Origin of the sequence: Herbiconiux moechotypicola (assembly GCF_024979255.1) — a bacterium.
Classification (GTDB): domain Bacteria; phylum Actinomycetota; class Actinomycetes; order Actinomycetales; family Microbacteriaceae; genus Herbiconiux; species Herbiconiux moechotypicola.
Map to the genome: position 1 here is coordinate 1 of NZ_JANLCN010000019.1, position 22,793 is coordinate 22,793.

Annotated in this window: 20 protein-coding genes; 5 read left to right on the top strand and 15 right to left on the bottom strand. The window is 70.7% G+C overall.

Annotated elements, in window-relative coordinates; genetic code table 11:
• From N1031_RS19900 to N1031_RS19915, 4 genes are all read right to left on the bottom strand, one after another.
• Positions 1–296, bottom strand: a 296-nt coding sequence (locus N1031_RS19900; RefSeq protein WP_259481683.1) for an IS3 family transposase, incomplete at its 3' end; no start/stop codon positions are given.
• 41 nt (positions 297–337) lie between these two features.
• On the bottom strand, positions 338–631 hold the full coding sequence (locus N1031_RS19905; protein WP_259481685.1) for a transposase: 294 nt from the start codon (positions 629–631) through the stop codon (positions 338–340).
• 613 nt (positions 632–1,244) lie between these two features.
• The gene (locus N1031_RS19910) at positions 1,245–2,273 is read right to left on the bottom strand and encodes a methionine synthase (protein WP_259481686.1); all 1,029 of its coding nucleotides are present in this window, start codon (positions 2,271–2,273) and stop codon (positions 1,245–1,247) included.
• Positions 2,273–3,307 carry a putative oxygenase MesX gene (locus N1031_RS19915; protein WP_259481687.1) on the bottom strand — a complete coding sequence of 345 codons (1,035 nt, stop codon included), beginning with the start codon at positions 3,305–3,307 and terminating at the stop codon, positions 2,273–2,275. The genes N1031_RS19910 and N1031_RS19915 overlap by 1 nt, the downstream gene beginning before the upstream one ends.
• 657 nt (positions 3,308–3,964) lie before the next feature.
• Here N1031_RS19915 and N1031_RS19920 point away from each other — a divergent pair.
• Positions 3,965–4,360, top strand: a complete 396-nt coding sequence (locus tag N1031_RS19920) for a helix-turn-helix domain-containing protein (protein ID WP_259481688.1) — start codon at positions 3,965–3,967, stop codon at positions 4,358–4,360.
• A gap of 9 nt (positions 4,361–4,369) precedes the next feature.
• Here N1031_RS19920 and N1031_RS19925 read toward each other — a convergent pair whose 3' ends face one another.
• The gene (locus N1031_RS19925) at positions 4,370–7,108 is read right to left on the bottom strand and encodes a hypothetical protein (protein ID WP_259481689.1); all 2,739 of its coding nucleotides are present in this window, start codon (positions 7,106–7,108) and stop codon (positions 4,370–4,372) included.
• A gap of 138 nt (positions 7,109–7,246) precedes the next feature.
• Here N1031_RS19925 and N1031_RS19930 point away from each other — a divergent pair, with 138 nt between their 5' ends.
• The 3 genes from N1031_RS19930 to N1031_RS19940 all read left to right on the top strand — a co-directional run bounded on the left by N1031_RS19930 (position 7,247) and on the right by N1031_RS19940 (position 8,883).
• Complete coding sequence (locus tag N1031_RS19930; protein WP_259481690.1) at positions 7,247–7,534, top strand: cupin domain-containing protein; 288 nt, start codon at positions 7,247–7,249, stop codon at positions 7,532–7,534.
• A 62-nt stretch (positions 7,535–7,596) separates the two neighbouring features.
• Positions 7,597–7,986, top strand: coding sequence for a VOC family protein (locus N1031_RS19935; protein ID WP_259481691.1), 390 nt, complete (start codon positions 7,597–7,599; stop codon positions 7,984–7,986).
• Positions 7,987–8,046: 60 nt separating this feature from the next.
• Positions 8,047–8,883, top strand: a complete 837-nt coding sequence (locus tag N1031_RS19940) for a G5 domain-containing protein (protein WP_259481692.1) — start codon at positions 8,047–8,049, stop codon at positions 8,881–8,883.
• A 20-nt stretch (positions 8,884–8,903) separates the two neighbouring features.
• On the opposite strand, the gene N1031_RS19945 is transcribed toward N1031_RS19940, so the two are convergent.
• The 9 genes from N1031_RS19945 to N1031_RS19985 form a co-directional block, all read right to left on the bottom strand.
• Entirely contained in the window at positions 8,904–9,818 is a 915-nt protein-coding gene (locus tag N1031_RS19945) for a DUF808 family protein (protein WP_259481693.1), read from the bottom strand.
• A gap of 146 nt (positions 9,819–9,964) precedes the next feature.
• On the bottom strand, positions 9,965–10,516 hold the full coding sequence (locus N1031_RS19950) for a hypothetical protein (RefSeq protein WP_259481694.1): 552 nt from the start codon (positions 10,514–10,516) through the stop codon (positions 9,965–9,967).
• Complete coding sequence (locus N1031_RS19955) at positions 10,513–11,280, bottom strand: hypothetical protein (protein WP_259481695.1); 768 nt, start codon at positions 11,278–11,280, stop codon at positions 10,513–10,515. Before N1031_RS19955 ends, N1031_RS19950 begins: the two co-directional genes overlap by 4 nt.
• A 105-nt stretch (positions 11,281–11,385) precedes the next feature.
• Complete coding sequence (locus tag N1031_RS19960; protein ID WP_259481696.1) at positions 11,386–12,063, bottom strand: response regulator; 678 nt, start codon at positions 12,061–12,063, stop codon at positions 11,386–11,388.
• Positions 12,063–12,983: a hypothetical protein gene (locus tag N1031_RS19965; protein ID WP_259481697.1), complete on the bottom strand. Its 921-nt coding sequence runs from the start codon at positions 12,981–12,983 to the stop codon at positions 12,063–12,065. Before N1031_RS19965 ends, N1031_RS19960 begins: the two co-directional genes overlap by 1 nt.
• A gap of 10 nt (positions 12,984–12,993) precedes the next feature.
• A complete protein-coding gene (locus tag N1031_RS19970; RefSeq protein ID WP_259481698.1) occupies positions 12,994–14,592 on the bottom strand; it encodes a S1C family serine protease in 1,599 nt (532 codons plus the stop codon).
• Positions 14,593–14,673: 81 nt separating this feature from the next.
• The gene (locus N1031_RS19975; RefSeq protein WP_259481699.1) at positions 14,674–16,794 is read right to left on the bottom strand and encodes an ATP-binding protein; all 2,121 of its coding nucleotides are present in this window, start codon (positions 16,792–16,794) and stop codon (positions 14,674–14,676) included.
• The gene (locus N1031_RS19980; protein WP_259481700.1) at positions 16,791–18,791 is read right to left on the bottom strand and encodes a sensor histidine kinase; all 2,001 of its coding nucleotides are present in this window, start codon (positions 18,789–18,791) and stop codon (positions 16,791–16,793) included. The genes N1031_RS19975 and N1031_RS19980 overlap by 4 nt, the downstream gene beginning before the upstream one ends.
• Before the next feature lie 103 nt (positions 18,792–18,894).
• The gene (locus N1031_RS19985) at positions 18,895–19,869 is read right to left on the bottom strand and encodes an SDR family oxidoreductase (RefSeq protein WP_259481701.1); all 975 of its coding nucleotides are present in this window, start codon (positions 19,867–19,869) and stop codon (positions 18,895–18,897) included.
• A gap of 101 nt (positions 19,870–19,970) precedes the next feature.
• On the opposite strand from N1031_RS19985, the gene N1031_RS19990 reads away from it, so the two are divergent.
• Entirely contained in the window at positions 19,971–20,825 is an 855-nt protein-coding gene (locus N1031_RS19990) for a helix-turn-helix transcriptional regulator (RefSeq protein ID WP_259481702.1), read from the top strand.
• Between the two features lie 45 nt (positions 20,826–20,870).
• Here the strand turns inward: N1031_RS19990 and N1031_RS19995 are convergent, their stop codons facing one another.
• Positions 20,871–22,661, bottom strand: coding sequence for a cation:proton antiporter (locus tag N1031_RS19995; RefSeq protein WP_259481703.1), 1,791 nt, complete (start codon positions 22,659–22,661; stop codon positions 20,871–20,873).
• Positions 22,662–22,793 lie beyond the last annotated feature (132 nt).

Sequence of the window (22,793 nt, forward strand, 5' to 3'; positions counted from 1 at the left end):
CTCACCCACGTCCACGACGCCGGCAACCCGGTCGGAATCTCCACCACCACACGGGACGCCACCCGCATCAACCGGGCGACATGGTGCCGACCGACCCGGATTCCTCTTCTGACGAGCTCACGGTGCACCCGCGGTGACCCATAAAACCGGAACGCCTCATGAATCGCCTGGATCTCCCGCAACACTTCCAGGTCACGGGCCGCTCGACCCGTGGGCGCAGAACCGATCCGTTTGACCCAGCCGTAATACCCCGATTTCGACACCCCGAGAACACGACACATCACGCTGATCCTCACCGGACGGGTGGCCTTCTCCGCATGGATATACGAGTAGATCTCTACTGGTCCCTGCGGCGTGCGAAGAAGGCCAGAGCTTTTCCCAAGATCTCGAGCTCCTCCTCGCGCTGCGCGAGTTCTCGCTTCAACCGGGCTATCTCCGCCTTGTCGTTGCTGGGCTCGACTGGATCTCGCTTCGAGAGCCGACGCTCCCGATTATCAGCCGCCCTGACCCAGTTCGCGACCGTCGTCGGCGACAGGTTGAACTCCTTACCGATATCAACGAACGTTCGCCCACCACCCCGAAACACCTCGATGATCTGGACCTTGAACTCCTCCGAAAAAACCGATCCCATGACGACACCCTTCCGTGGCCATCACGACCACTCTGACGGTGTCCGCCAAACCAGGGCAACTCCAAAACCCATCATGCAGACGAATGGGTCTCCGCCGATCATCCACCAGGCCGCACCGACATCGACAACGGCGTCCTTCTCTGCCACTTCCACCACAGCCACCTGCACCGCTCATCGTGGACACTGATCATGCGCGCAGGCGTCCCCCACCTCATCCCACCCCGCTGGATCGACACCACCCAAACACCCATCCCCACCACCCGCCGACGCACCACCCAACGCCCAGCCGCCTAACCCGCGGTGCCCACCAGCGAGACCCGGCCCGCACCCATCGTCGGCAAGCGCGCAGCGCGCGGCAGCTCACCGTCATCCCGACCATCTCCCCAACCCGCCGGACGAGACTGCCGCGCGCTCCGCGCTTGCCTTCGATGGTCACGGCTGGGTCACCGACAGAAGACCAGGCCGAGCCACCAGGATCGATGGCTCACGCTATCGAGGCAAGAGCGTGAGCGGTGAGAAATGGAGGAGACGAGCAGCAGCGCAGCCCGACGAGAAGCGCCCCCGGAGTCGAATCGACACCCACGGGCTCATCTCACAGCACTTCGTCAGCGCCCTACGCCGCCAGCTCCGCCCGCAGCAGCTCCGCACCCGCGGCGAGCGCCGCCAGCTTCGCGCGCGCCACACCCCGCGGCAGCGGCGCCATGCCGCAGTTCGTCGACGGGTACAGCTTGTCCGCATCCACGAACTCGAGCGCCCGCCGCAGCGTGTCCGCGACCTCCTCGGGCGTCTCGATCGTCGACGTCGCCACGTCGATCGCACCCACCATCACCTTCTTGCCCCGGATGAGCTCGATCAGGTCGATCGGCACATGCGAGTGCTGGCTCTCGAGCGACACGATGTCGATGTCCGACGCCTGGATCTTCGGGAAGATCGCCTCATACTGACGCCACTCCTCCCCCAGCGTCGACTTCCAGTCGGTGTTCGCCTTGATGCCGTAGCCGTAGCACACGTGCACCGCCGTCTCGACCGTCAGACCCTCGATGGCCCGCTCCAGCGCGGCCACGCCCCAGTCGTTCACCTCGTCGAAGAACACGTTGAACGCGGGCTCGTCGAACTGGATGATATCGACCCCCGCATCCTGAAGCTCCCGGGCCTCCTGGTTCAGGATGCCGGCGAACTCCCACGCGAGCTTCTCGCGACTGCCGTAATGGGCGTCGTAGAGGGTGTCGACCATGGTGAGCGGCCCGGGCAGCGCCCACTTGATGGGCTGGTCGGTCTGCGCGCGCAGAAAACGCGCGTCGTCGACGAACACGGGGCGCGAGCGGGTCACCGAGCCCACGACGGTGGGAACGGATGCGTCGTAGCGGTCGCGGATCTTCACCGTTTCACGCTTCGAGAAATCCACCCCGTCGAGGTGCTCGATGAACGTGGTCACGAAGTGCTGACGGGTCTGCTCGCCGTCGCTGACGATGTCGATGCCCGCCTGCTGCTGGTCGGCGAGCGACAGGCGCAGCGCATCCCGTCGCCCTTCGGTGAGCTCTTCACCGTCGAGCTTCCAGGGCGACCAGAGTTTCTCGGGCTCGGCGAGCCAGGCGGGCTTCGGCAGGCTGCCGGCGGTGGAGGTGGGAAGTAGCGTGGTCATCACCGGGCTCCCTGCTGTGCGAAATCGTGGGCGTTGGGCTGGTCGTTGAGGCGTGCATCCGAAGCCGCGAATTCGCGCGACCACTCGTCGAGCGCCTCCTGATGCGGCGTGATGAAGTGCTCCTCGGCGAACTTGCCCTGCTCGACGGCGAGGCGGCTGCGCTCTTCACGGTCGTAGACCACCGAGGTGCCCTCGAAGTCGGGGTTCGTGAGGCTGCCCTGGTAGGTGGCGCCGGCGGGAGTGGTGGCGGTGTAGATCTCGGGACGGTAGATCTTCTGGAACGTCTCCATCGTGGCGATCGTGGCCGCCAGCTCGAGGTCGGTGTAGTCGGCCGTCAGGTCACCGAGGTGGTAGAACGCCAGCGGCGCACGGCTGCCCGGCGGCATGAAGAACCGTACCTGCAGGCCCATCTCGGCGAAGTACGCATCCGTGAGCGAGTAGGCGCTCTGGTGGTACTCGACGCCCAGCACCGGATGCTCGACCTCGGTGCGCTGGTAGGTCTTGCTGGTCGAGACACTCAGGGCGATGACGGGCAGCTTGGCGAAGCGCTCGGCGTAGACCTCGGAGGCGAGGAACGCCTTGAACAGGTTGCCGTGCAGTTCGCCGAAGCCGTCGGGCAGGGGCGCTTCGGATGCGGTGGCCACGTGGGCGGGCAGCAGGATGCTGAAGTCGTAGTCGCGCACGTACGACGAGAAGTTGTTGCCGACGATGCCGTCGATGCGGTCGCCGGTGCGGGTGTCGACGACGGTGGTCTGCAACACCTCGATGAGGGGGACGGCGTCGTGGAGGCCCTCGCCGTCGATGTCGACGCTCACGGAGATGATGTCGAGTTCGATGGCGTAGCGGGAGTCTTCGCCGGCGCCGGCCAGCTCGTTCAGGCGGCCGTTGATCATCCCGAAGGCGTTGCGCAGATTCTCCTGCCGCTTCTCGCCGCGGGCGAGGTTGGCGAAGTTGGTGGTGATGCGGGAGTTCGCGAGGGGGCTGTAGTCCTCGTCGAAGCGGGTGCTGTCGATGGAGAAGGCGAGAGTGGTCATCGACAGAACCCCGCCCGGGCGAGAGCGGCGGATGCGCTGGTGAGGGGGGTTGTCATCATCGTGACCATGTCAGTGTGCTCCTCGAATTCGGAGCCACGACGGCGCGCGACTCCACGGATGGGGTGTCGCAGGCGTGTCCCAGACCGGGACGCGAGGCTTCGTTGTGCGCACTGCCCTACCAGGCTACGCCAGCCCGCGCGCAGCCAGGCACCGCATGACCTTGCGTTACGTCTCGCGTCAACAGGCGCGGTCTCCGGTCAGTTATCCACAGCGCGACCCGCAGCCCGCCCGGTCTGCACGGTGACCCGATAGCGTGACGCCAATCCCTACAGCGCATCTTCCTGTGTCAGAGACGGCGGGAGCGGAATTGAAGGGACCAAGTGATCAAGCTCATGCGCGCGTGTCAATTGCCGACTAGACAGGCTTGTCAAGTGGCAGGTAGACACCTATCATGAAGAGGCGCCTGGTACTAAAACGGGTACGCACGGCCGCTCGGCAAGCTGGCCTCGACTACGTTGAGACCGAGCTCACGAACCACACGGGAATCACTGTCGGCGGCACCAGGTCGACACTTGGGCGTCATCGAGAGATCGACGAGGTGACGGTGCGCAAATTCTGGGCTCAGTTCGACGAGGTCTTCGGAAAGGGATGGTGGAGATGACTCACTACGCGGTGACCGCTGAGTGGACAGGGCGGTGGTGGGTGCTGCAAGCAGTCGACGCTCCCGGCGCCATCTCTCAGGTACGCCATCTCGCGCACGTCGACGAGATCATCGAGGCTATCGCCTTCGTGACCGGCCAGCACGAGAGTGAGATCGAGGTCGATCTGGAGCCGACCATTCCGGGGCCCGTGGCAGATGAGCTGGCGCGAGCCGACGAGGCTCGGGCGCTTGCGCGCCACCACAACGCGGTGGCCGCTTCGAAGTCACGGGCGGCGGTGCAGTTGCTGCGGTCGAGCGGGATGTCGCTCGACGACATCGGCGCGATGCTGCACGTGTCGAAGCAGCGGGTGAGCCAGCTTCTCAAGGGACGCACGGAGGCTACCGCGGCGTGAACGTCTCGCTCAGCGGCGCGCGCGGGCGGTGCGGCGACTGCGGAGGGCGGCGACAAGCGCGAGGACGAGTCCGGCGAGCACGACCGCACCGGCGGCCCATAGGCCTGTTGAGACCGACCCGATGCCCGTGGCGGCCAGCGTCGACGGGCCGCCGGCCGCATCCGTCGGCTCGGTTCCGGTCGGCGCGGGAGCGGGAGAGGGCTGCGACGGGGAGGGCATCGGCGAAGGCGCCGGCTCGGCAGGCTCCTCCGCGCCGACCCGCACCAGGTCGAAGGTCATCCCGTTGTACCGTGCCGTCGTCACCGCGCTCGTCACGGTCGAGACGGTCGCGAGATCGGCGTACTTCGCATCCATCGAGCAGGTGAGATAGACCTCGGTAACCAAGGGCTCCGGGATGCCCCCATCCGGCGCCCACAACCCCAGGTCGAGCGCGATCTGGGAGGGTTCGAACACCGTGGTCTGCGGCGCGGTCGCCGTGATGCCGCCGCGCCCGGGCACCCAGCCCGTCCACGTCACGTCACTGGTCGTGATCGCCACACCCTCCTCGGCCGAGTTCGGGGCCCACGTCGGCAGCGAGCAGATCCCGCTCGAGGGCCCGAACACCCACGGCGTGACCACCGGTGCCGCTGTCGGCTGCGGCCCAGGCGCGGCCGGGTTCGGGATGTTCGCCTTCAGCCAGGCGTCCATCGACGCCCCGCAGCGGGTCGGCACGCCCCAGCTCGTCTTGCCGCACTCCGCGGGCACCGCGGTGACCGGCCAGAGCGTGTGCGCGGCGGAGGGAGCGTCGATCGTGGTGCCGTCCTTGAGCGTCCATGCCGCGAGCCACTGCGGGGCCTTCGTGACGCCGCGGTCGAACGTCCACTCGCATCCGGTCGGGTAGATCATCGACGCCTCGCGCCATCGCTCGCAGCGCACGTTCTTGTTCGCGTTGCCCTCGAAGTCGCCCAGCACCGGCGAGCTCGGGCGCACCTTCATCACGCCGCCCTGGTTCGACCAGTCCGCCGACTGCCGGGCGATGAACCACGACGCGATGGTCTCCTCGCCGCACAGCAGACCATCGACCGGCGCCACCATGCACCGCACCGAGATGCCGTTCTCGGTGAACCAGTGGTAGTCGGCGTTCTTGTCCTGCCAGCCCGTCGCCATCGACGGCGCGAACGCGAGGTTGCCGGTGGCACCGTAGAGCTTCCTGTCGACGTTGTACCACCACGCCCTGATGTAGCGGGTGGCCGTCTCGTTCGGCAGCCACACCATGTCGACGCCCGTGGTGTCGAAGGCACCGGTCGTCTCGCCCGGGGCGACGTTCTCGCGCATGAGGGTCAGCAGGTCGAACGGCGCGAAGGGCTTCACGCCCGCGGTTCTCCACGTCGCATCCGTCGACCCGTCGAGCTTCTGCACCGGCGTCTGCACGAAGGGGATGACGTTCGTGTGCGACGTGACGTACTGCGACTGCAGCGCACCGAACTGCGCCGAGTTCGCGGGCAGGAACCCCGAGAGGCCGTCGTAACTCACCGCACTCGCGGCCGCGTTCCAGGTCGACTGCACCCACGGCGCGGAGACGTTGCCGGGCTTGCGCGCCCACACGAGAGACGTCGTCGCGGCGCCGTTGTCGGTGACGCCCGTGAGGTCGGTGCCGAGGCTCATCACGACGTTGTCGTTCGAGATGGGCAGCCCCACCTGCTTCCATTCCTCGACGAGCATGACGTGGAACGTGTTCGCGAACGTGAGCGAGGTGGTGCACACGAAGCGCGCGTTGCCGGCCCGGTTGTCGATCGCCGACTTGCACACCGACGCCGACTCGCTAGGCGCGAGCGCGCGTCCGTCAGCCACCGTGTATTGGATCGCCGCCTGCATCAGCGACGCCTGCTGCAAGAAGAACAGCCCGTGCGCCTCGGCGGTCTGCCAGAACTGCACCATCTGCTGCAGCGGCTCGTAGTACTGGCGGTCGTCGAGCCAGATGCCGCGCTGGGTCTCGGTCGTGGCACCGCGCGCGGCGGCGGAGGTCTGCTGCAGCTTCCACTGCTCGAAGTACGCGGTTCCGCAGCTCTGGATGGCGCCCGGCCGCCCACCGCTCGTCACGAGATGCTCGTGCACGTTGCCGATCCTCTGCGCCATGATGCTGGTGGAGGCGTCGACGTGATCGGCCGATCCCATGGTCGCGACGATGAACGAGTTGATCGCCCGCGTGAGGTCGATCGCCCGTGTGCTGTCGGTGCGTGCCTCGGCGAGCTCGTGCAACACCTCCTCATACGCCCGCTGCGCGGTCTTGAGGTCGGTGAGGTAGTCGGGCAGCGTCACCGTCTGCGTCACGCAGGTGCCCTGCAGCACACTGAGGTCGACGTCGAGGATGCTCTGCTTGATGTCGACGAGCTCGCTCTGCATGACGTCGAGCTTATTCTCGATGTCGTCGAGCTCCTCGAGCTTGTCGAGCACGTCCTGAATGCCGGGGCCCGAGTGCGAGTCACCGAACAGCGACGAGATGATCGGTCCGAACAGGTTCATCGCGAGGTCGAAGTCCTTCGCGATGGCCTTGCCGCCGAAGAGCTCGGTGGCGGTGCCGACGGTGTTGTTCAGCGTGTCGGCCCAGCGCGGCAGGTCACCCTTCGCCTGCGCGGGCTCGGGCGCGTCGAGCACCACGGCACCGCCCACCACGACGGCGGCGATCGCCACACCGGCGACGATTCGGGTGCCGACTCCCGCGAGAGAACGACGGATGCGCGGGGCGCGGCGGAAGGGAAGGCGCGGCATGGGCGGGTCACTCGAATCTGATCGGGGTGGTGATGCTTCAAGGCTCACCAGATCGAGGCTGGGCCGACAGCCCCCTATGTGGGCAACGGGGTAGCGTGAAACAACCGGCCCCCGGGGGCCTCTGACGAGGGGATGCATGTGGCACAGATCAGCGGCGAGACGACGATCGACGACGGGCGCATCCGGGTGACACGCTGGGCGTTCGACCGGGCGGGCGACAAGACCGGCTTCCACGTGCACGAGTTCGACTACGTGGTGGTACCGATCACCGGCGGCCGGCTCACGGCGACGGATGCCGACCGTGCGACGACCGAGATGGTGCAGGTCGCGGGCGCGAGCTACACCGGCCCCGCCGGTCGCGCGCACGACGTGGCCGCCCAGGAGGACGGCGTCGTCTTCGTCGAGGTCGAACTGCTGCAGGACTGATCGCGACCTACCCGCTACACCGGCGGGTGTGCGCGGAGCGGGACCCGGAGTACGGTGCGGGCATGGCATGTCGACTCTCTGAACTGGTGCTCGAGGCTCGTGATCCGGAGGCGCTGGCGGCGTTCTGGTGCGAGGTGCTCGACTTCGTGGTGCTCGATCGGGAGGACGACGGGTCGGTCGAGATCGGGGCGCGAGACGGATTCGGCGGGGCGCAGCCGACGATCATCCTCAGCAAGAACGACGAGCCCCGCGTCGCGAAATCGCGGCTGCACATCGACGTGAACGCCACCGACCGCGAGCAGGATGCGGAACTCGAGCGCCTGCTCGCCCTCGGCGCCCGCCCCGCCGACATCGGCCAGACAGGCGAGGAGTCCTGGCACGTGCTGAGCGATCCCGAGGGCAACGAGTTCTGCCTCCTGCGGCCACGGCTGGCACCCGTGCCCGGCACATGAGCACCGCACCCCCGAAAGCGGGCTACACCGGGCATCCTCGACAGTCGTAGTGTTCGTCAGGTGACGACTGCGCCGAAGCCCGCGGGCTGGTACCCCGATCCCTCCGACTCGCGCCAGCAGCGCTATTGGGACGGAACCCGGTGGACGGAGTTCACGACGGCGTGGAACGACCCGAACCCGGCCACTCCGCCACTCGCACCTGTCACGCCCGCCAAGCGCGAACGCCGCACCCGCACCGCCGTGATCGTCGGTGCCGCCGCGGCAGCGGTGCTCGTGATCGGTTCCATCGTCGGCGTCCAGGCGAGCTCGCGGGGCGGTGACGGCGCGGGCACGGGCGATGCCGTGCTCGTCGCCGAATCCGTGGCCCCCGCATCCGCGACCCCGAAGCCCACGGCGACACCCGCACCGGCGAAGACACCGACGCCCACGCCCACCCCGACCCCGGTGACGACCGTGCAGCGCGTCGAGACCTCCGAGGCCATCGGCTTCGGCCAGACCAGCTACGACGACCCGAACGTCGACGCCGGCACGAACGTGATCGTCACCGCGGGCGCGAACGGCACCAAGGTCTCGACCTGGGAGATCACGCTGGTCGACGGGGTCGAGACCGGTCGAGCCCTGGTCTCCGAGGTGATCACGGTCGCTCCCGTCGACGAGGTGACCGCGATCGGCACCCGTCAGGCGCCGCCTCCCCCACCGGCGGCCGCCGAACCGGCTCCGGATGCGGGCGGCGGCTGCGACCCCAACTACGCCGGCGCCTGCGTGCCCATCGCCTCCGACGTGGACTGCGCAGGCGGCAGCGGCAACGGCCCCGCCTACGTGGCCGGCCCGGTGCAGGTGATCGGCTCCGACATCTACGACCTCGACCGTGACGGCGACGGGATCGCCTGCGACTGAGCGGTCAGACGCACCGGCACCTAGTGCGCCGCGTCGGCCGCGTGCGCTGAAGCCGGCACACCGCGCATCCGCTTCACCAACCGCGTGATGCCCAGCACCACCGCGACCACCACGAGCCCGAGCAGCAGCCCGAACACCGCCGAGTACGCGGTGTCGGCGATCCACACCACCACGGGCCCCGCCGCCTCGATCGCGTGGGTGAACGCGTGCAGCAGCTCGTAGGGCCCGGCCCAGATCGTCTCGGCCAGGTTCGCCACCACGAGGTGTCCACCCACCCAGAGCATCGCCACCGTTCCGATGACACTGATCACGCGGAACACCATCGGCATCGACGCCACCACCCGCGCCCCGGTGCGCCGAACCCGCCGCGCCGGGCTCTTCATGAGCCGCAGGCCGATGTCGTCGATCTTCACCAGCAGCGCCACGGCCCCGTACACCACGCCGGTCATTGCCAGCGCGATCACGGCGAGCGCCGCCAGCGTCATCCAGATGGTCAGGCCCGGTTCGAGGCTGGCGAGCGCGATGAGCATGATCTCAGTGCTCAGGATGAGGTCGGTGCGGATGGCCCCGAACACCAGGCTGCGCTCCGACTTCTGCTCGGTCTCCTCGGCGCCGTGGTGGAAGCCGAACCACTCCATCACCTTCTCGGCGCCCTCGTAGCAGAGGAACGTTCCGCCGATCACGAGCAGGAACGGCAGCACCCACGGCGCGAACGCCGACAGCAGCAGGGCGAGCGGAATGATGATGATGAACTTGTTGCCGATGCTGCCGAGCGCGATCTTCCACACCACGGGCAGCTCGCGCGCCGGGGTGAGGCCCTGCACGTACTGCGGCGTGACAGCGGCGTCGTCGATGACGACACCCGCGGTCTTGGCGCTGGCCTTGAGGGCGGCGGTCAGGATGTCGTCGACGACGGCGAGCAGGCCGACGGACATGGGCTGGCTCCTCGAGGCTCGGGGCGCCACGCGTGAGGCACCGGATGTGCTCCCACAGTACGCGAGAGACCGGGGGTGGTGACCCGAACACCACCCCCGGAGCCTGTGACGCGGCGCACGCGCCGTCGTGCGGTGACCGCAGCCGGTCAGAATCCGTCGGTCGCGAACACGAGGGTGAATCCCCCGTCGTTCTCCCGCACCTGGAATCCCACGCCCGGTCCGCTCCCGTCGAGCGAGTCGTACCCCGTCCCGTTCTCCTCACCCGAGAAGCGCTCGAACGAGTACTCCGAACCGAGCGACGACTCGTAGTGGGCGAGGATCTCGTCGATCGCGAGCGGCGACGCGTACGCCGCCGTCTCGGTCGAGCCGCCCCCTCCTGTGCTGCACAGGACGGAACCCGAAGGCGGCTGCGGCCACGAGGCGGGGATCGACTCGACGTCGGCGAGGTCGGCTCCCGGCCACGAGGTGACGGAGACCGCGAGACACTCCTCGGGCACGTCGCCCAGCGGCTCCTCCGCCCCGGCGCCGTCATCGGCCGCCACAGCGGGCTCGTCCACCAAGGGCTCATCCACCACGGGCTCATCCACCCCGAGCTCCGTGCCCGCCGAGAACGAGCAGCCCGTCAGCGCCACGGCGAGCGCGCCGGCCGCACCGAGCAGCAGAACACGGGATGCGGCGGCCCGGATGCGCACGGTCATCGCGTGATCTCCGCATCCGTAACAAGGCTTCGCCCGAGCGTCAGCCAGAGACCGGTGACGGCGAGCCACACCGGCATGAGCACGCCCGGCAGTCCAGGCACCCCGGTGGCCACCACCCCGACGAGGAGGCCGATCGCCATCACACCGCTCACCGTACCGAGCAGCCGCGACACGCTGCGCTCCACGAACGCCATCCAGGCGAGCGCCAGCGCCGAGACGAGCGCCCCGAACCAGGGGAGGTAGGCGCCGAAGTCGGTGAGCATGTAGTACACGAACAGGCCGTCTTCTCCGTAGAGGCCCGCCTCCGGGCCGAGGTAGTTCGCCAGCGCGCCGCGCCAACCGTAGCCGAGCAGCGCCGCGCCGGCAGTGGCGAGCAGCCCTGCCGACACCACGCGGGCAGCGGTCGATCGCGCGAAGGGGCGCTCGACCCGGCGCCGCCAGGCGGACAGGAACACGAGCAACCCGATGATCGCCACCAACCCGGCCACGTGCCCGATGCGCCCGAGGAACGGATCGAGCTCGAGCATGTCGGCCGGGGTGACGGTGTACTCCGCTCCCGCCTCCCAGGCGGCGAGCTCGGCGGGTGGCCTGAGGTCGGTGCCGACGGTCGCGACTGCGCCGGCGACCCCGGCGAGCACCGCCCAGAGCGGCCACACGGTGAATTGGAATCCGCTGCGGCGGACGAGGGGCGCATCGGCGCTGAGGGCCGCCGTGGGCGCGGCACCCTCAGGGGCCGCACTCGGTGACTCGGGCAGGGAGGTCATGGTCTTTCGTTCGCTTTCGTGTCGAGGTGAGAGCGCCGGAACGGGCGCATCTCGACACTTCCGGGCCCGACGGCCCGACCCCCAGATGCCGATGTCCTCGATCGCTCAGGACGCGTCGACCCCGAAGCCGGCCTCGCGCGCCATCACGATGAGCGCGCTGCGGTCAGCGGCCCCGAGCTTGCTCACGATGCCGTAGACGTAGTTGCGCACCGTCTTGCTGGTGAGGAAGAGTGTGCGGCCGATCGACCCGTTGTCGAGTCCTCGGGCCACGAGCTCGAGCACGTCGTTCTCGCGCTCCGTGAGCTCGGGGAAGGCCCGCGCGGGCGACTCCGGCCCCGCGCCGCTCAGGTAGGCGACGGCCCGGGCGGCGACGTCGGCGCCGAAGAGCACCTCCCCCGCAGCGACCGCCCTGATGGCCCGCTCCACCTCCTGGGGCGACGCCACCTTGAGCAGATAACCGCGGGCCCCCGCCCGCATCGCCGCGAACAGCGACCGGTCGTCACCGAGCATCGTGAGCACGAGCACCGCGATGCGCGGATCGAGGTTCAGGATGCGCCGGGTCGCGTCGATGCCGGAATCCTCCCCGAGGTCGAGGTCCATGAGCACCACGTCGGGGTGGGTCGCCTCGGCGAGTGCCAGCGCCTCCTCGAGCGAGGCGGCGTCGCCGACCACCACCACCTGGGGAAGCGTCTCGAGCAGTGACACGATGCCCCGGCGGAACAGCGGGTGGTCGTCGACCACCGCCACCCTGATGCCGGGCGCGACCGCATCCTGCTCGATCATCAGCCCTCCCCGCACGGATCGTCGTCGCCGTGAAGCCCATTATCGCGGGCCAGCGCCACGACCGGACCGACGGCCGGTGCGAACGCGCCGAGCGCCCCGGCCAGGCCGGGGGCGTGCGGGGCGAGCTCGGCGTCGCCGTGCAGCTGCAGACCGTCGTCCTCGATCGCCTCGGCGACCGCGCGACCCAGTCCGTCGGCGGTGAACGGTACGTCGCGGAGGTCGAGCGGTGCTCCTGCGCCGAACACCCGCTCGTGACCGTCGGAGCCGCGCAGGGCGAGCGAGAAGGTGAGCCTCAGGTCGACGTCGAACCCCGTGACGGGGTCGCCGGTGAGTTCGGGAACCCACGGTGCCCCCACTGCCGTGGCCACAAGCTCGGTCGAGGAGCCGTCGTCGTGCACGTACTCCTGCACGAGCGTGATGAGGAGGCGCGGCGTGGCGACTCCACCGCCGGCCGCCGCCTCGGCGCCCGCGCACAGCGGCAGGCCGATCGCCGCTTCGTGCCACCACCGCTGGCCGCCGGGCCGCGGCTCGTACACGGCGAGGCCGTGCACGGTGGTGGCGCGCAGCCACCCGTCGTCGACCGAGGCCGAGGCTGCGGCGTGGGTGCCGGCCTCACCGAGGGGCGAGTGCACCGCGCGTGCCGAGGGCGGCTGCGAGTCGGCACCCGCCGCCGGCAGACCGGATGCGAGGAGTGCGCCCGCGAGATCGGTCACGTCTGCACGTACCGGCTCGAGCAGCTCCCGCCACAGCTCGGCCTCCGCGCCCGCAGCGAGCACCGCCGACGCCGTCGAACCGAATGGTGGAGATCCGAGCGTCGTCTGCACCACCGTGCGGTCTGCCGCGCATCCGGCCAGCCCCACGGCGAGGGCCAGTGCCATCACGGCACCGGCCCCGCACATCCGCATCGTCATTCCGCTCACGACAGCTGGCTCAGTACTCGGCGATGAAGCTGCCGAGCACGCGGTCGATCGCATCGAGATCAGCCTCCGACACCGCCTGCACGGCGACGAGCACGATGTAGTCGTTCGCGGTGGAGGTGGCACCGACCACGAGGAACTCCGCCTTCTCGGGGCCGCAGTCGGTCCAGTACTCGTAGATGCCCACGTGGTAGCCGTCGTCGTAGTCGTCGGTGCCGGCGGAGACGCAGCCGTGCTGCGGCAGCGCAGCCGCCATCTCGGCCACCAGATCGGCCGGAGAGGTGTTCGCGACGGCGGACTGCGAGGCCAGCACGTTCACACCCGGCACCGACCAGCCCGCCGTGTAGGCGGCGAGATCGGGGCTGGCCACGATGCTCTGGTAGGTGTTGCCGCGCTGGTCGTCGAAGGGTGAGCCGTCGACCTGGGTCCAGGCGGCGGGCACCTCCACCTGCACCGAGCCGGAGTCGTCGGTGATGGTGGTGAACTCCCCCGTGGCCTGGCTGGCGCCGCCCGCGGAGCCCAGCACCGACACCGCGGAGAGCGGGTCGCCGTTGAACTGGCCTCGGTAGTACTGCCCGTCGGCGGGACGGTAGACCTCCACGTCGATCGACGCGTCCTGGCCGTGCGTGCGCAGCACGTCGCAGTAGTCGGCGAGGGTGCCGTCGAGGCCCACCGAGACGCCCTGCATGCGGGTGATGAGGTCACCGGGCTCCAGGCCCGCCGCATCCGCGATGCCGCCCGAGGCGAGCGAGCTCACCCAGATGCCGAGCCCGTTGCCCTCGTCGTCGCTCAGGCCCTGGGCGTTGATGCCGAGGCTCAGCACGTTCTCACCGGCGACGAGCTCGTCGATCACCGACAGCACCTCGTCGCGGTGGATGGCGTAGTTCTGGTCGTAGAGGTTGCTTCCGGCGTAGTTCACGCCGAGCAGCCGTCCCGAGGGATCGACCAGCGGGCCTCCCGAGTTGCCCGAGCGGATGCGGGCGTCGTGCTCGATCACGCTGTCGAGCGATGCCCAGGGGGTGTCGGCCGGGGTGGAGGCCTTCGACACGATTCCGCGGGTCATGGTGAACACCGGGTCGCCGAGCGGGAACCCCGCCGAGTAGGCATCGCCGGCGGTGACGATGTCGCCGTCGGCCCAGGCGAAGTAGGGGAAGTCGTCGCCCTGCAACTGGATCGCGGCCAGGTCGAGGCACTCGGAGGAGCCGAGGACCCGTGCGTTCAAGGTGGTGGAGGTGTCGCCGCCGAGCCACACCTTCAGCGTTCCCGCACCCGTCACCACGTGGTTGTTGGTGAGCGCGATGCCGTCGGGAGAGACGAGGAAACCCGAGCCGAAGCCGGCGGCCTCGTAGCCGCCGTAGGACGGGTCGACGAAGGTGCCCACGGCCTCGATCTGCAGGGTCGCGGACTGCACGCCGTCGAAACCGACGGCTCCGGAGTCGTCGCCTCCGACCGCGGCAGGGCCTGAGGTGGCGGCCGGACCGGCGTCGGTGCCGGGGAGGGCGAAGCAGCCGGTGAGCAGCATGAGGGGCACGACGGTGGTCGCGACGAGCGCGGTGGCCCGGGCCGCGGTGCGGCCGGCGCCCGTGGGGCGGCGATGCGGATGGGTGGACATGATGACGCGGTACTCCTCGACTCGGGTGGCGGACGCACTCCGCGTCCCTCTGCGAGCCTCGCCGTCCCGGCGTCCCGGGCGTCAGGGGTCGATGTCCCCGATCGGCACGCGATGGCCCCGCTCGAGCGGGATGCGGAGAGTGACGACGGTCCCGCCGCCGAGGTGCTCGCCCTCTGCCGTGAGGGTGCCGCCGAGCGCGGTGGCCCGCTCGCGCATCGAATGCAGGCCGACTCCCGGCACGGCGCCGACCATGCCTCGTCCGTCGTCGGCGACCTCGAGCCGCGCGTCGCCCCCGACCGTGTCGAGGGCGATGGTCACCGTGCCTGCTCCGGAGTGGCGCGCGGCGTTCGACAGGGCCTCCGCCGCGACGAGGTAGAGCGAGCTCTGCACCTCCTCCCGCAGCGCGTCGCCTGCGAGGGCACGTGCATCAGTCACCCTCAGCCGCACCCGTCGGCCGGGCACGGTGAAACGGTCGGCGAGCGCACCCAGCCCTTCCACGAGCGACGACCCACCGAGCGGTGACGGCGACACCTCGGCGGCGAGGTCGCGCAGGTCTCGTGCCCGGCGGGTGATGTCGCGCCCGAGTTCGTCGAGCAGGATCCCCGCACGCTCCGGGTGCTCCCGCACGAGGTTCTGGGCGGCGGCCAGACCGAACCCGGCTCCGGCGAGCTCGGGTCCGAGACCGTCGTGCAGCTCGCGCCGGATGGCACGCCGTTCCGCGGCCCTCGTGGCGGCGAGTTCGGCGCGGGCCCGCTCGAGAGCGTGCGCCGACTCGACCAGACGCACCGCCACCGCCACTAGCCCCGACACGTCGTCGATCGCCGTGAGGGTGCGACGGTCGAGGCGCTGTCCCTCTCGGGGCCACACCCGCAGCTCGCCGATGAACCCGTCGGTGCCGCGCAGCGCCACCACGCGGGCGGGTGCCGGATGCTGGGGCGGTGCGGACGGCGCAGGCGGCGCGGACGGCTCGGCCCGCAGCTCCGCACCGGAGGCCGCGCGCAGCTCCGATTCCGCGGACACGATCTCGACCCTGCCGAGCCTCAGCACCCGGCGGAGCGCCCCGCTCACCTGTGTCAGCCCCGCCTCACCCGGCTCCAGCTCCCCCACCTCGTCGCCGATCCTGCCGAGCAGCACGCCCGCATCCGCCGCCTCCCCGTAGACGAGGCGGTCGATGCGGCGCTGGAACCAACGGCGTGCCGGTTGCACGGCGAGCGCCAACGCCAGCGGCACCACGATCCACACCCCGTCGGCAGCGGGCATCACGCCACCCGCGATCACCACGACCACGAGATAGACCGTCACGCCGCTCAGGCTGAGTAGCGCCCAGAGCACCACCCGGCTCACCACGATCTCGACGCCCCAGAGCCGCTGCCCGAGCACCACGACGAGGAGCGCCGTGGGATAGAGCACCTGTCCGAAGGCGGGGGCCACCAGGCCGACGGCCACCACCCACTCCGGTGGATCGAGTTCTCCCGGCAGCACGAGCAGCAGGTACGACAGCGTGAGGAACAGCTGCCCTATGCCGAGCCAGGCCACGGCCACACGCTCCCGGGCCCGCGCCCTCCACCAGCGGGCGAGCAGCACGGCGCACGAGACGAACGACAGCGCGACCCCGAGGTACGACAGCGCGGCGTAGAGCTCCGGCAGCACGGACTGGTAGGTGGGATCGGGCACGGCGAACGGGTTCGCGGGAACGCCGCTGCCCTGCTGCGTGACGCTCACGAACCAGGCGACCAGCGCGTTCGCCCCCGCGAGAACCACGACGGCGAGCTGCCAGGGCGGGATGCGCCGCCGCGTGACGAGCAACGGCAGCGCCGCCGTCATGAAGGTTCCCGGCACGAAGCCCCACCCGGCGGCGAAGGCGAAGAAGCCCCACAGCGGCAGTCCGGGCACGCTCTGGCCGAGGATGCCCCACTGCACCCCGAACGCCGCGAGGCCCGAACCGACCGCGTGCACGGCCAGCACCACGCCCACCGGATGCGGACGGCGAGCCAGGATGAGCGCGCTCACCGGGCCGTAGACGATCGCCACCACGATCCCGATCTCGTCGAAGGTGGCCTGCATGCGCGGCGGGGCCTGGGAGAGGAACACGCCCTCGACCGGGGTGTTCGGCAGGCCGGCACCGATGAGAAGCACGATCGCCGCCGCGGCGAAGGCCCACGAGATCGCCCAGACGGAGACGGCCAGGATGCGGCGCGTCATCGGGTCAGCTCCACGTCGATCGAGAGGGCTGCGCCCACGGCCTCGACCCGCACCCGGCCCCCGAGATCGGCTGCGCGGGTGCGCACCGCGCGGTCGAGCGCTCCGGCGAGGTGAGACGCCACACCTTCCGCCTCGATGTGCACCGTGGTGCTCGGCTCCGACGAGACGACCGTCACGTCGACGTCGACCGCGCTGCCGGCAGCCGTATCCTCGCCCGGGTTCCTCCCGGCACCGCCGGCGAGCGCCGAGAGCGCCTCGGCGACGACCAGGTAGACCACCACCTGCACGGCGGGGCCGAGGTCGTCTGAGCCGTGCGAGCTCACCGTCACCGTGCGCAGGCCGGCCTCCTGAAAGGAGTGAGCCAGCTCGTGGAGGGCCGCATCGAGATCGCCCGAGTCGAGGGAGACGGGAAGCAGCGACCGCGCCAGGCGTCGAACGTCCTCGGCGCGTGCCGAGGTCTCCACCCGGAGTGCGGCGATGGCATCGGCCACCCCGGGGTCACCGGCGCCCGCGGAACGCGCCGCCGCCGTCATCGCGAAGCCGAGTCCCACCAGGGAGGGGGCGAGCTCGTCTTGGAGGGCCCGGTGCAGCATCCTCCGCTCCTGCACCCGCACGTCGAGCATGCGTGACCGCGTGGCCTCGAGGTCGTGGTTGAGGGCGGCCAGCATCACGGCCACGGCGAGCAAGGGCTCGATCTCGTCGAGCACGGGTTGCACCGAGATGGTGAAGTCGTCTTCGTCGGCGGTGAGCTCGATCGTGCCCACCACGCGGCCCGCGACGGCCAGGCCGGAGCGGAGCCGGTGTCGCCCCGGTCTGCCCGAGGTGACGGGATCGACGCCCTCCGCGGCGAGCGTGACCGAGGAGAGCCGCCAGGTGGAACGGAGCGACTCGGCGATCGCCCCGAGTGCTGAGACGGGATCGGGTCCGGCGGCGGTGGTGGTGGCGGCGATGGCGCCCGTGACGGTACGTGCCGGGTCGTCGCCCATCGTCGCCGGCCGGAGGGCCGCGAGATCGGCGAGCACCCTCCGGGCCGAGACGCGGCGCGGAAAGTAGAGCCTCAGCGTGAACTGCCGGATGCGGTCGTTGAGGGTGCTCACCGTGAGGGCGAGCGCCGCGGCGGCCGCAGCACCGGCGATGGGAGCCGGCAGGGTCACGGCGACAAGGAGCTGCTCGACGAGAAGGTAGACCGCCGCCGCGACGGCAAGCGACTGCGCGGCCACGATCCCCGCGACCAGTCGACGGTCGTTCGGGCGCTCACGGCCCTCCAGCACGAAGGCCAGCACCGCGGTCGGCAGCATCGCCTGCGCCGCGAGGAACGCGGCGTCGCCCACCGCCGCCGCCGCACCGTCCAGCGGCACGAGCACACGGCCGTAGCTCAGCACGAGCAGGCCGGCCCCGACGGCGAACCACACGAGCTGCCGTCGCTGACGCTCGTCGCCACGCCGCCACTCGCCCGCGAGTACCACGGCGGCGCCGACCAGCCCGGCCACGGCCACCCCGAGCGGGGCGATCACGAGCGCGCGGGGAACGTCGGCGCCCAGTCCCCTCGCGATCGAGAGGGAGAGGTCGAGCGCGATCGCCGCCAGCCCCACTGCGATCCCCGCCCGGCGCAGGCTCGGGGAGCGACGCACCACCAGCCAGGGCATCACCGCGAGCGCCGCGATCTCGGCCTGTCGCGCGAGGACGAGCAGCACGTCGATCACGGCATCGAAGGCAGGCCGCACCCCGGGCTGTTCGCCCAGCACCACGATCACCGCGAGCAGCCCGCTGGCCACGGCGAGCGCACCCAGGATGGTCGACAGGGCACGGGCCTGCCGGTTCAGGGCGACGGCGGCGACCGGTGCGTAGACGACCGCGGTGACGACCAGGCGCAGCACCGGCGTCCAGTCGAGCGAGTCGGCCACCGACACGACGAGCGCCGCCGCTGCGAGCACCCACGACACGAGCACCACCGCCACGCCCACCGGGGCCGTCCGGGGTGCGGTGTCGGCGGTCATGCGACCAGTATCGGGGTGCCGGTGCGGGCGCCACCACCCGCACGGCGGGAACGAGACCGTCCGCACGAGAGTGCGCAGGCCCGGTCATGCCAGCCTTCCCCGGTCAGGCCTCGGGTGAAAAGGCGACGCCGGCGAGCTTCTCCGACACGTCCCACACCCGCGCCGCCTCCTCTGGCGAGCGCAGCCGCGAGTAGAGCTTCTGCTCGGCCGGCGTGCCGCCCAGGTGCCCCGGGCCCGACGGGCCGAAGAAGCGACCGCCCGCATCCGGAGCCGTCGCGGCGAGGAGCGCCGGCAGACCGGCCGACTGCGGGGTGCCCACCAGGATGCCGCGGCGCGACATCGCCTCGATCAGGCGCCGGCCCGCCGTGTCGCGCGGGCGCGCCAGCTCGGGCCGCGCGGCGAGCAGGCTCGTGGGTGCGACGCCCGGGTGCGAGAGGGTGCTCGAGAGACCCCATCCCTCCGCGCGGCTGTGGCGGTCGAGCTCGAGCCCGAACAGGCCGAACGCGATCTTCGACTGGCTGTAGGCGCGCATCCCGTCGTACGAGCGCTCCCAGTTCAGGTCGTCCCAGTGGATCGAGCCCTGGTTCGCCGCCACGCTGATCTGCGAAGTCACGCGCGCCCGGCCGGCGACGAGCAGCGGGAGCAGGCCCGCCACGAGCGCGACGTGACCGAGGTGGTTGGTGCCGAACTGCAGCTCGAAGCCGTCGGCGGTGGTCTGCCGGGTGGGCGGGGTCATGACGCCGGCGTTGTTGACGAGCAGGTGCAGGGGGCGCCCTTCGGCGCGGAGGGCGCCGGTGAGGTCGGCGACGGAGGTGAGAGAGGAGAGGTCGAGGTCGTGCAGCTCGACCTCGGCTGCGGGATGCGCGGACTCGATCGACGCGACGGCCGCCTCTCCCTTCGCGCGGTTGCGCACCGGGAGCAGCACGTGCGCACCGGCGGCGGCGAGTCGGGTGGCAATGCCGAGGCCGATGCCGTCGCTGCCGCCGGTGACGAGGGCGCGGCGGCCGGTGAGGTCGGGGAGGTCGAGGGTCCGGGACGAGGATGCGGATGCAGATGCAGATGCGGATGTGCGAGTCATGGGGCGATCCTCGCGGCCCCGCGCATCCGGAATCAGGGCCGTGCGATCCTGGGATCGGCGATCCGTGGATGGCGGCGCCGGCACCCGGTAAGAAGGAGTGCATGAGCATCGATCGCGCGGGCCTGGCCGAGTTCCTGCGGCGCCGGCGCGAGTCGCTGCAGCCGAACGACGTGGGGCTGCCGCGCGGCGAACGCCGCCGCACCTCGGGGCTGCGGCGCGAGGAGGTGGCGGCGCTCTGCCACATGTCCACCGACTACTACTCGCGGCTCGAGCGGGAGCGCGGCCCGCAGCCATCGGAGCAGATGATCGCCGCCATCGCCCAGGGGCTGCACCTCACGCTCGACGAGCGCGACCACCTGTTCCGGCTCGCCGGGCACAACCCGCCCGCCCGCAGCGCCTACGGCGACCATGTCTCGCCGGGTCTGCTGCGCATCCTGGACCGGCTCGACGACACGCCGGCCGAGATCGTGACCGAGCTCGGCGAGACCCTGCGGCAGACACGGCTGGGGGTGGCGCTCACGGGCGACACCACGCGGTTCAGCGGGCCCGAGCGCAGCCTCGGGTACCGGTGGTTCACGGTGCCGGGGGCGCGGTCGCTGTATGCGCCGGAGGAGCACGAGTTCTTGAGCCGGATGTTTGCGTCGGGGCTGCGGCAGATCGCGACGCTGCGGGGGCCGGGGTCGCGGGCGGCGTCGTACGTCGAGTTGCTGCGGGGGCGGGCGGATGCGGGGGGCGAGGAGTTCAGGCGGGTGTGGGAACTGCACGAGGTGGGGGTGCGGCCGCGGGAGGTGAAGCGGTTCGTGCATCCGGAGCTGGGGCTCATGGAGTTGACGTGCCAGAGTCTGCAGGATGCGGAGCAGTCGCATCATCTGCTGGTGTACACGGCGGCGCCGGGGAGCGAGAGCTACGAGAAGCTGGAGCTGCTGGGGGTGATCGGGGCGCGGGAGCTGCGCTGAGGGTGGCGCGGGCGGCGCCTGGTGCAGGCGGCGTCTCCGCCGCGCTCAGCCGATGCGGTTGCGCATCTCCATCGCGATCTGGGAGGCGTCGAGGTTGGCCAGCTCCTGGGCGAGCAGGTCGGCGTCGAAGGTGCCGTGGTCGCGGGCGTCGAGCAGGGCCTCGCGCTGGGCGGCGAGCACCTCGAGGCGGTACCTCTTCGCGAGGTCGAACACCTCGGGTGAGCGGTCGCCGGCGCGCAGCTCGGGCGGTTCGGGGATCGAGGCGGTGCTCTCGCGCAACAGGTCGAAGATCTGCGACTGCTCGGCAGCCTCCTCGGCTAGCGCCGCCTTGGCCTCGTCCGATCCCGGTGCCGGCGGCGGGCTGATGAGGCGCAGCAGCGGGCCGATCGTGCCGCCCTGCACGAGCAGCGACAGCGCCGCCACCGCGAACGCGATGAGCACCAGCGTGGAGCGGTAGGGGGTGTTCTCGGGCAGGGTCTGGGCGGCGGCGACGGTGACTGCGCCGCGCATCCCGGCCCACACCACCGCGGTGCCCTCGCGCCAGCCGAGCGGCTGGTCGAGGAAGTACTTCACGTCGGCCAGGCCCTGCCGCACCCGACGAGCGAAGCGGTCGAGCTGGCGTTCGGTGACGGGGCGGGGGCCGCGGTCGGTGCGCGCTGCGCGGCGCTCCGGGCGGGTCGGGCGGTGTTCCAGCTCGGCGGGCCCGCGACCCCGGTCTCGGTCTCGGTCTCGGTCTCTGCCTCGGTCTCGGCCGAGCTCGGCGAGGGCCGCCTGGCCGCCACCGGGGCCGTCGATCTTCTGCTGGATGTCTTGCAGGCGCGTCTGCAACCGCCCCATCCGCTTCGCCCGCCGCGACAGCACCGCGAGCAGAGGCCCCACGTAGGCGGCCCGCACGAGGATCGTGAGCAGCAGCGCCCCCACCGCGATGAGCACGGCGGTGCCCACGCCCGCGTGGTCGCGCTCGACGCCCGTGACGATCGACGAGATCTGCAGCCCCATCGTGAGGAACACCACGCCCTCCAGCACGAGCTCGACCGTGCGCCAGTTCTGTGAGTCGGAGAGGCGGTTCTGCGGAGACAGCACCCGCGGCGCCCTGATGCCGGTCACGACACCCGCGACCACGGCCGCCACGAGTCCGGATGCGCCGAGCAGCTCGGCGGGCACCGCCGCCACGAACGGCACCGCGAACGAGATGACGGTGTTCACCGTGGGGTCGGTCACGCGTCGGCGCACCCAGAGGTTGAGCCAGCCGACGGCCGCTCCCACGATCACGGCCACCACGACCGAGTAGGCGAAGGTGCCGACCGCGCCCCAGAACGAGAACGACGCCGCGGTGGCGACGATCGCGGTGCGGAGCAGCACGAGGGCGGTCGCGTCGTTGAGGAGACTCTCGCCATCGAGGATCGCGACGACCCGTTTCGACACCGGGGTGCGTTTGATGATGGAGGTGGCCACCGCATCCGTCGGGCTCACGATGGCGCCGAGCGCCACGCCCCAGGCGAAGCCGAGATCGGGGATGACGAGCATGAAGAACACGCCCAGGATGAGCGAGCTGGCCACCACGAGCAGCACCGCCAGGCCGCTCACCGCGCCGAACTCGCGGCGGAAGTTCATGGCCGGCATCGACACCGCCGCCGAGTAGAGCAGGGGTGGGAGAACGCCGGCGAGGATCCACTCGGGGTCGATCTCGACGTCGGCGAAGAGCGGGATGAAGCTCGCCGCCACCCCCACCGCCACGAGCACGAGCGGCGAGGCGATGCGCAGCCGCGGGGCGAGCAGGGTGGCCGCGGCGATCACCACGAAACCGCCGACGAGCACGAGGAGGAGTTCGGTCATGCCTCCGAGCCTGGCACGGGGGTGGTGACGCGGTGGTGACGGAGCGCTGACGCGGCGCGGATGCGGGGGCGTGGCACCCGCACCGTTGAGCGACGAGTCCGCTGAGAGACTGCTGGAGACGGTGGGACCGCA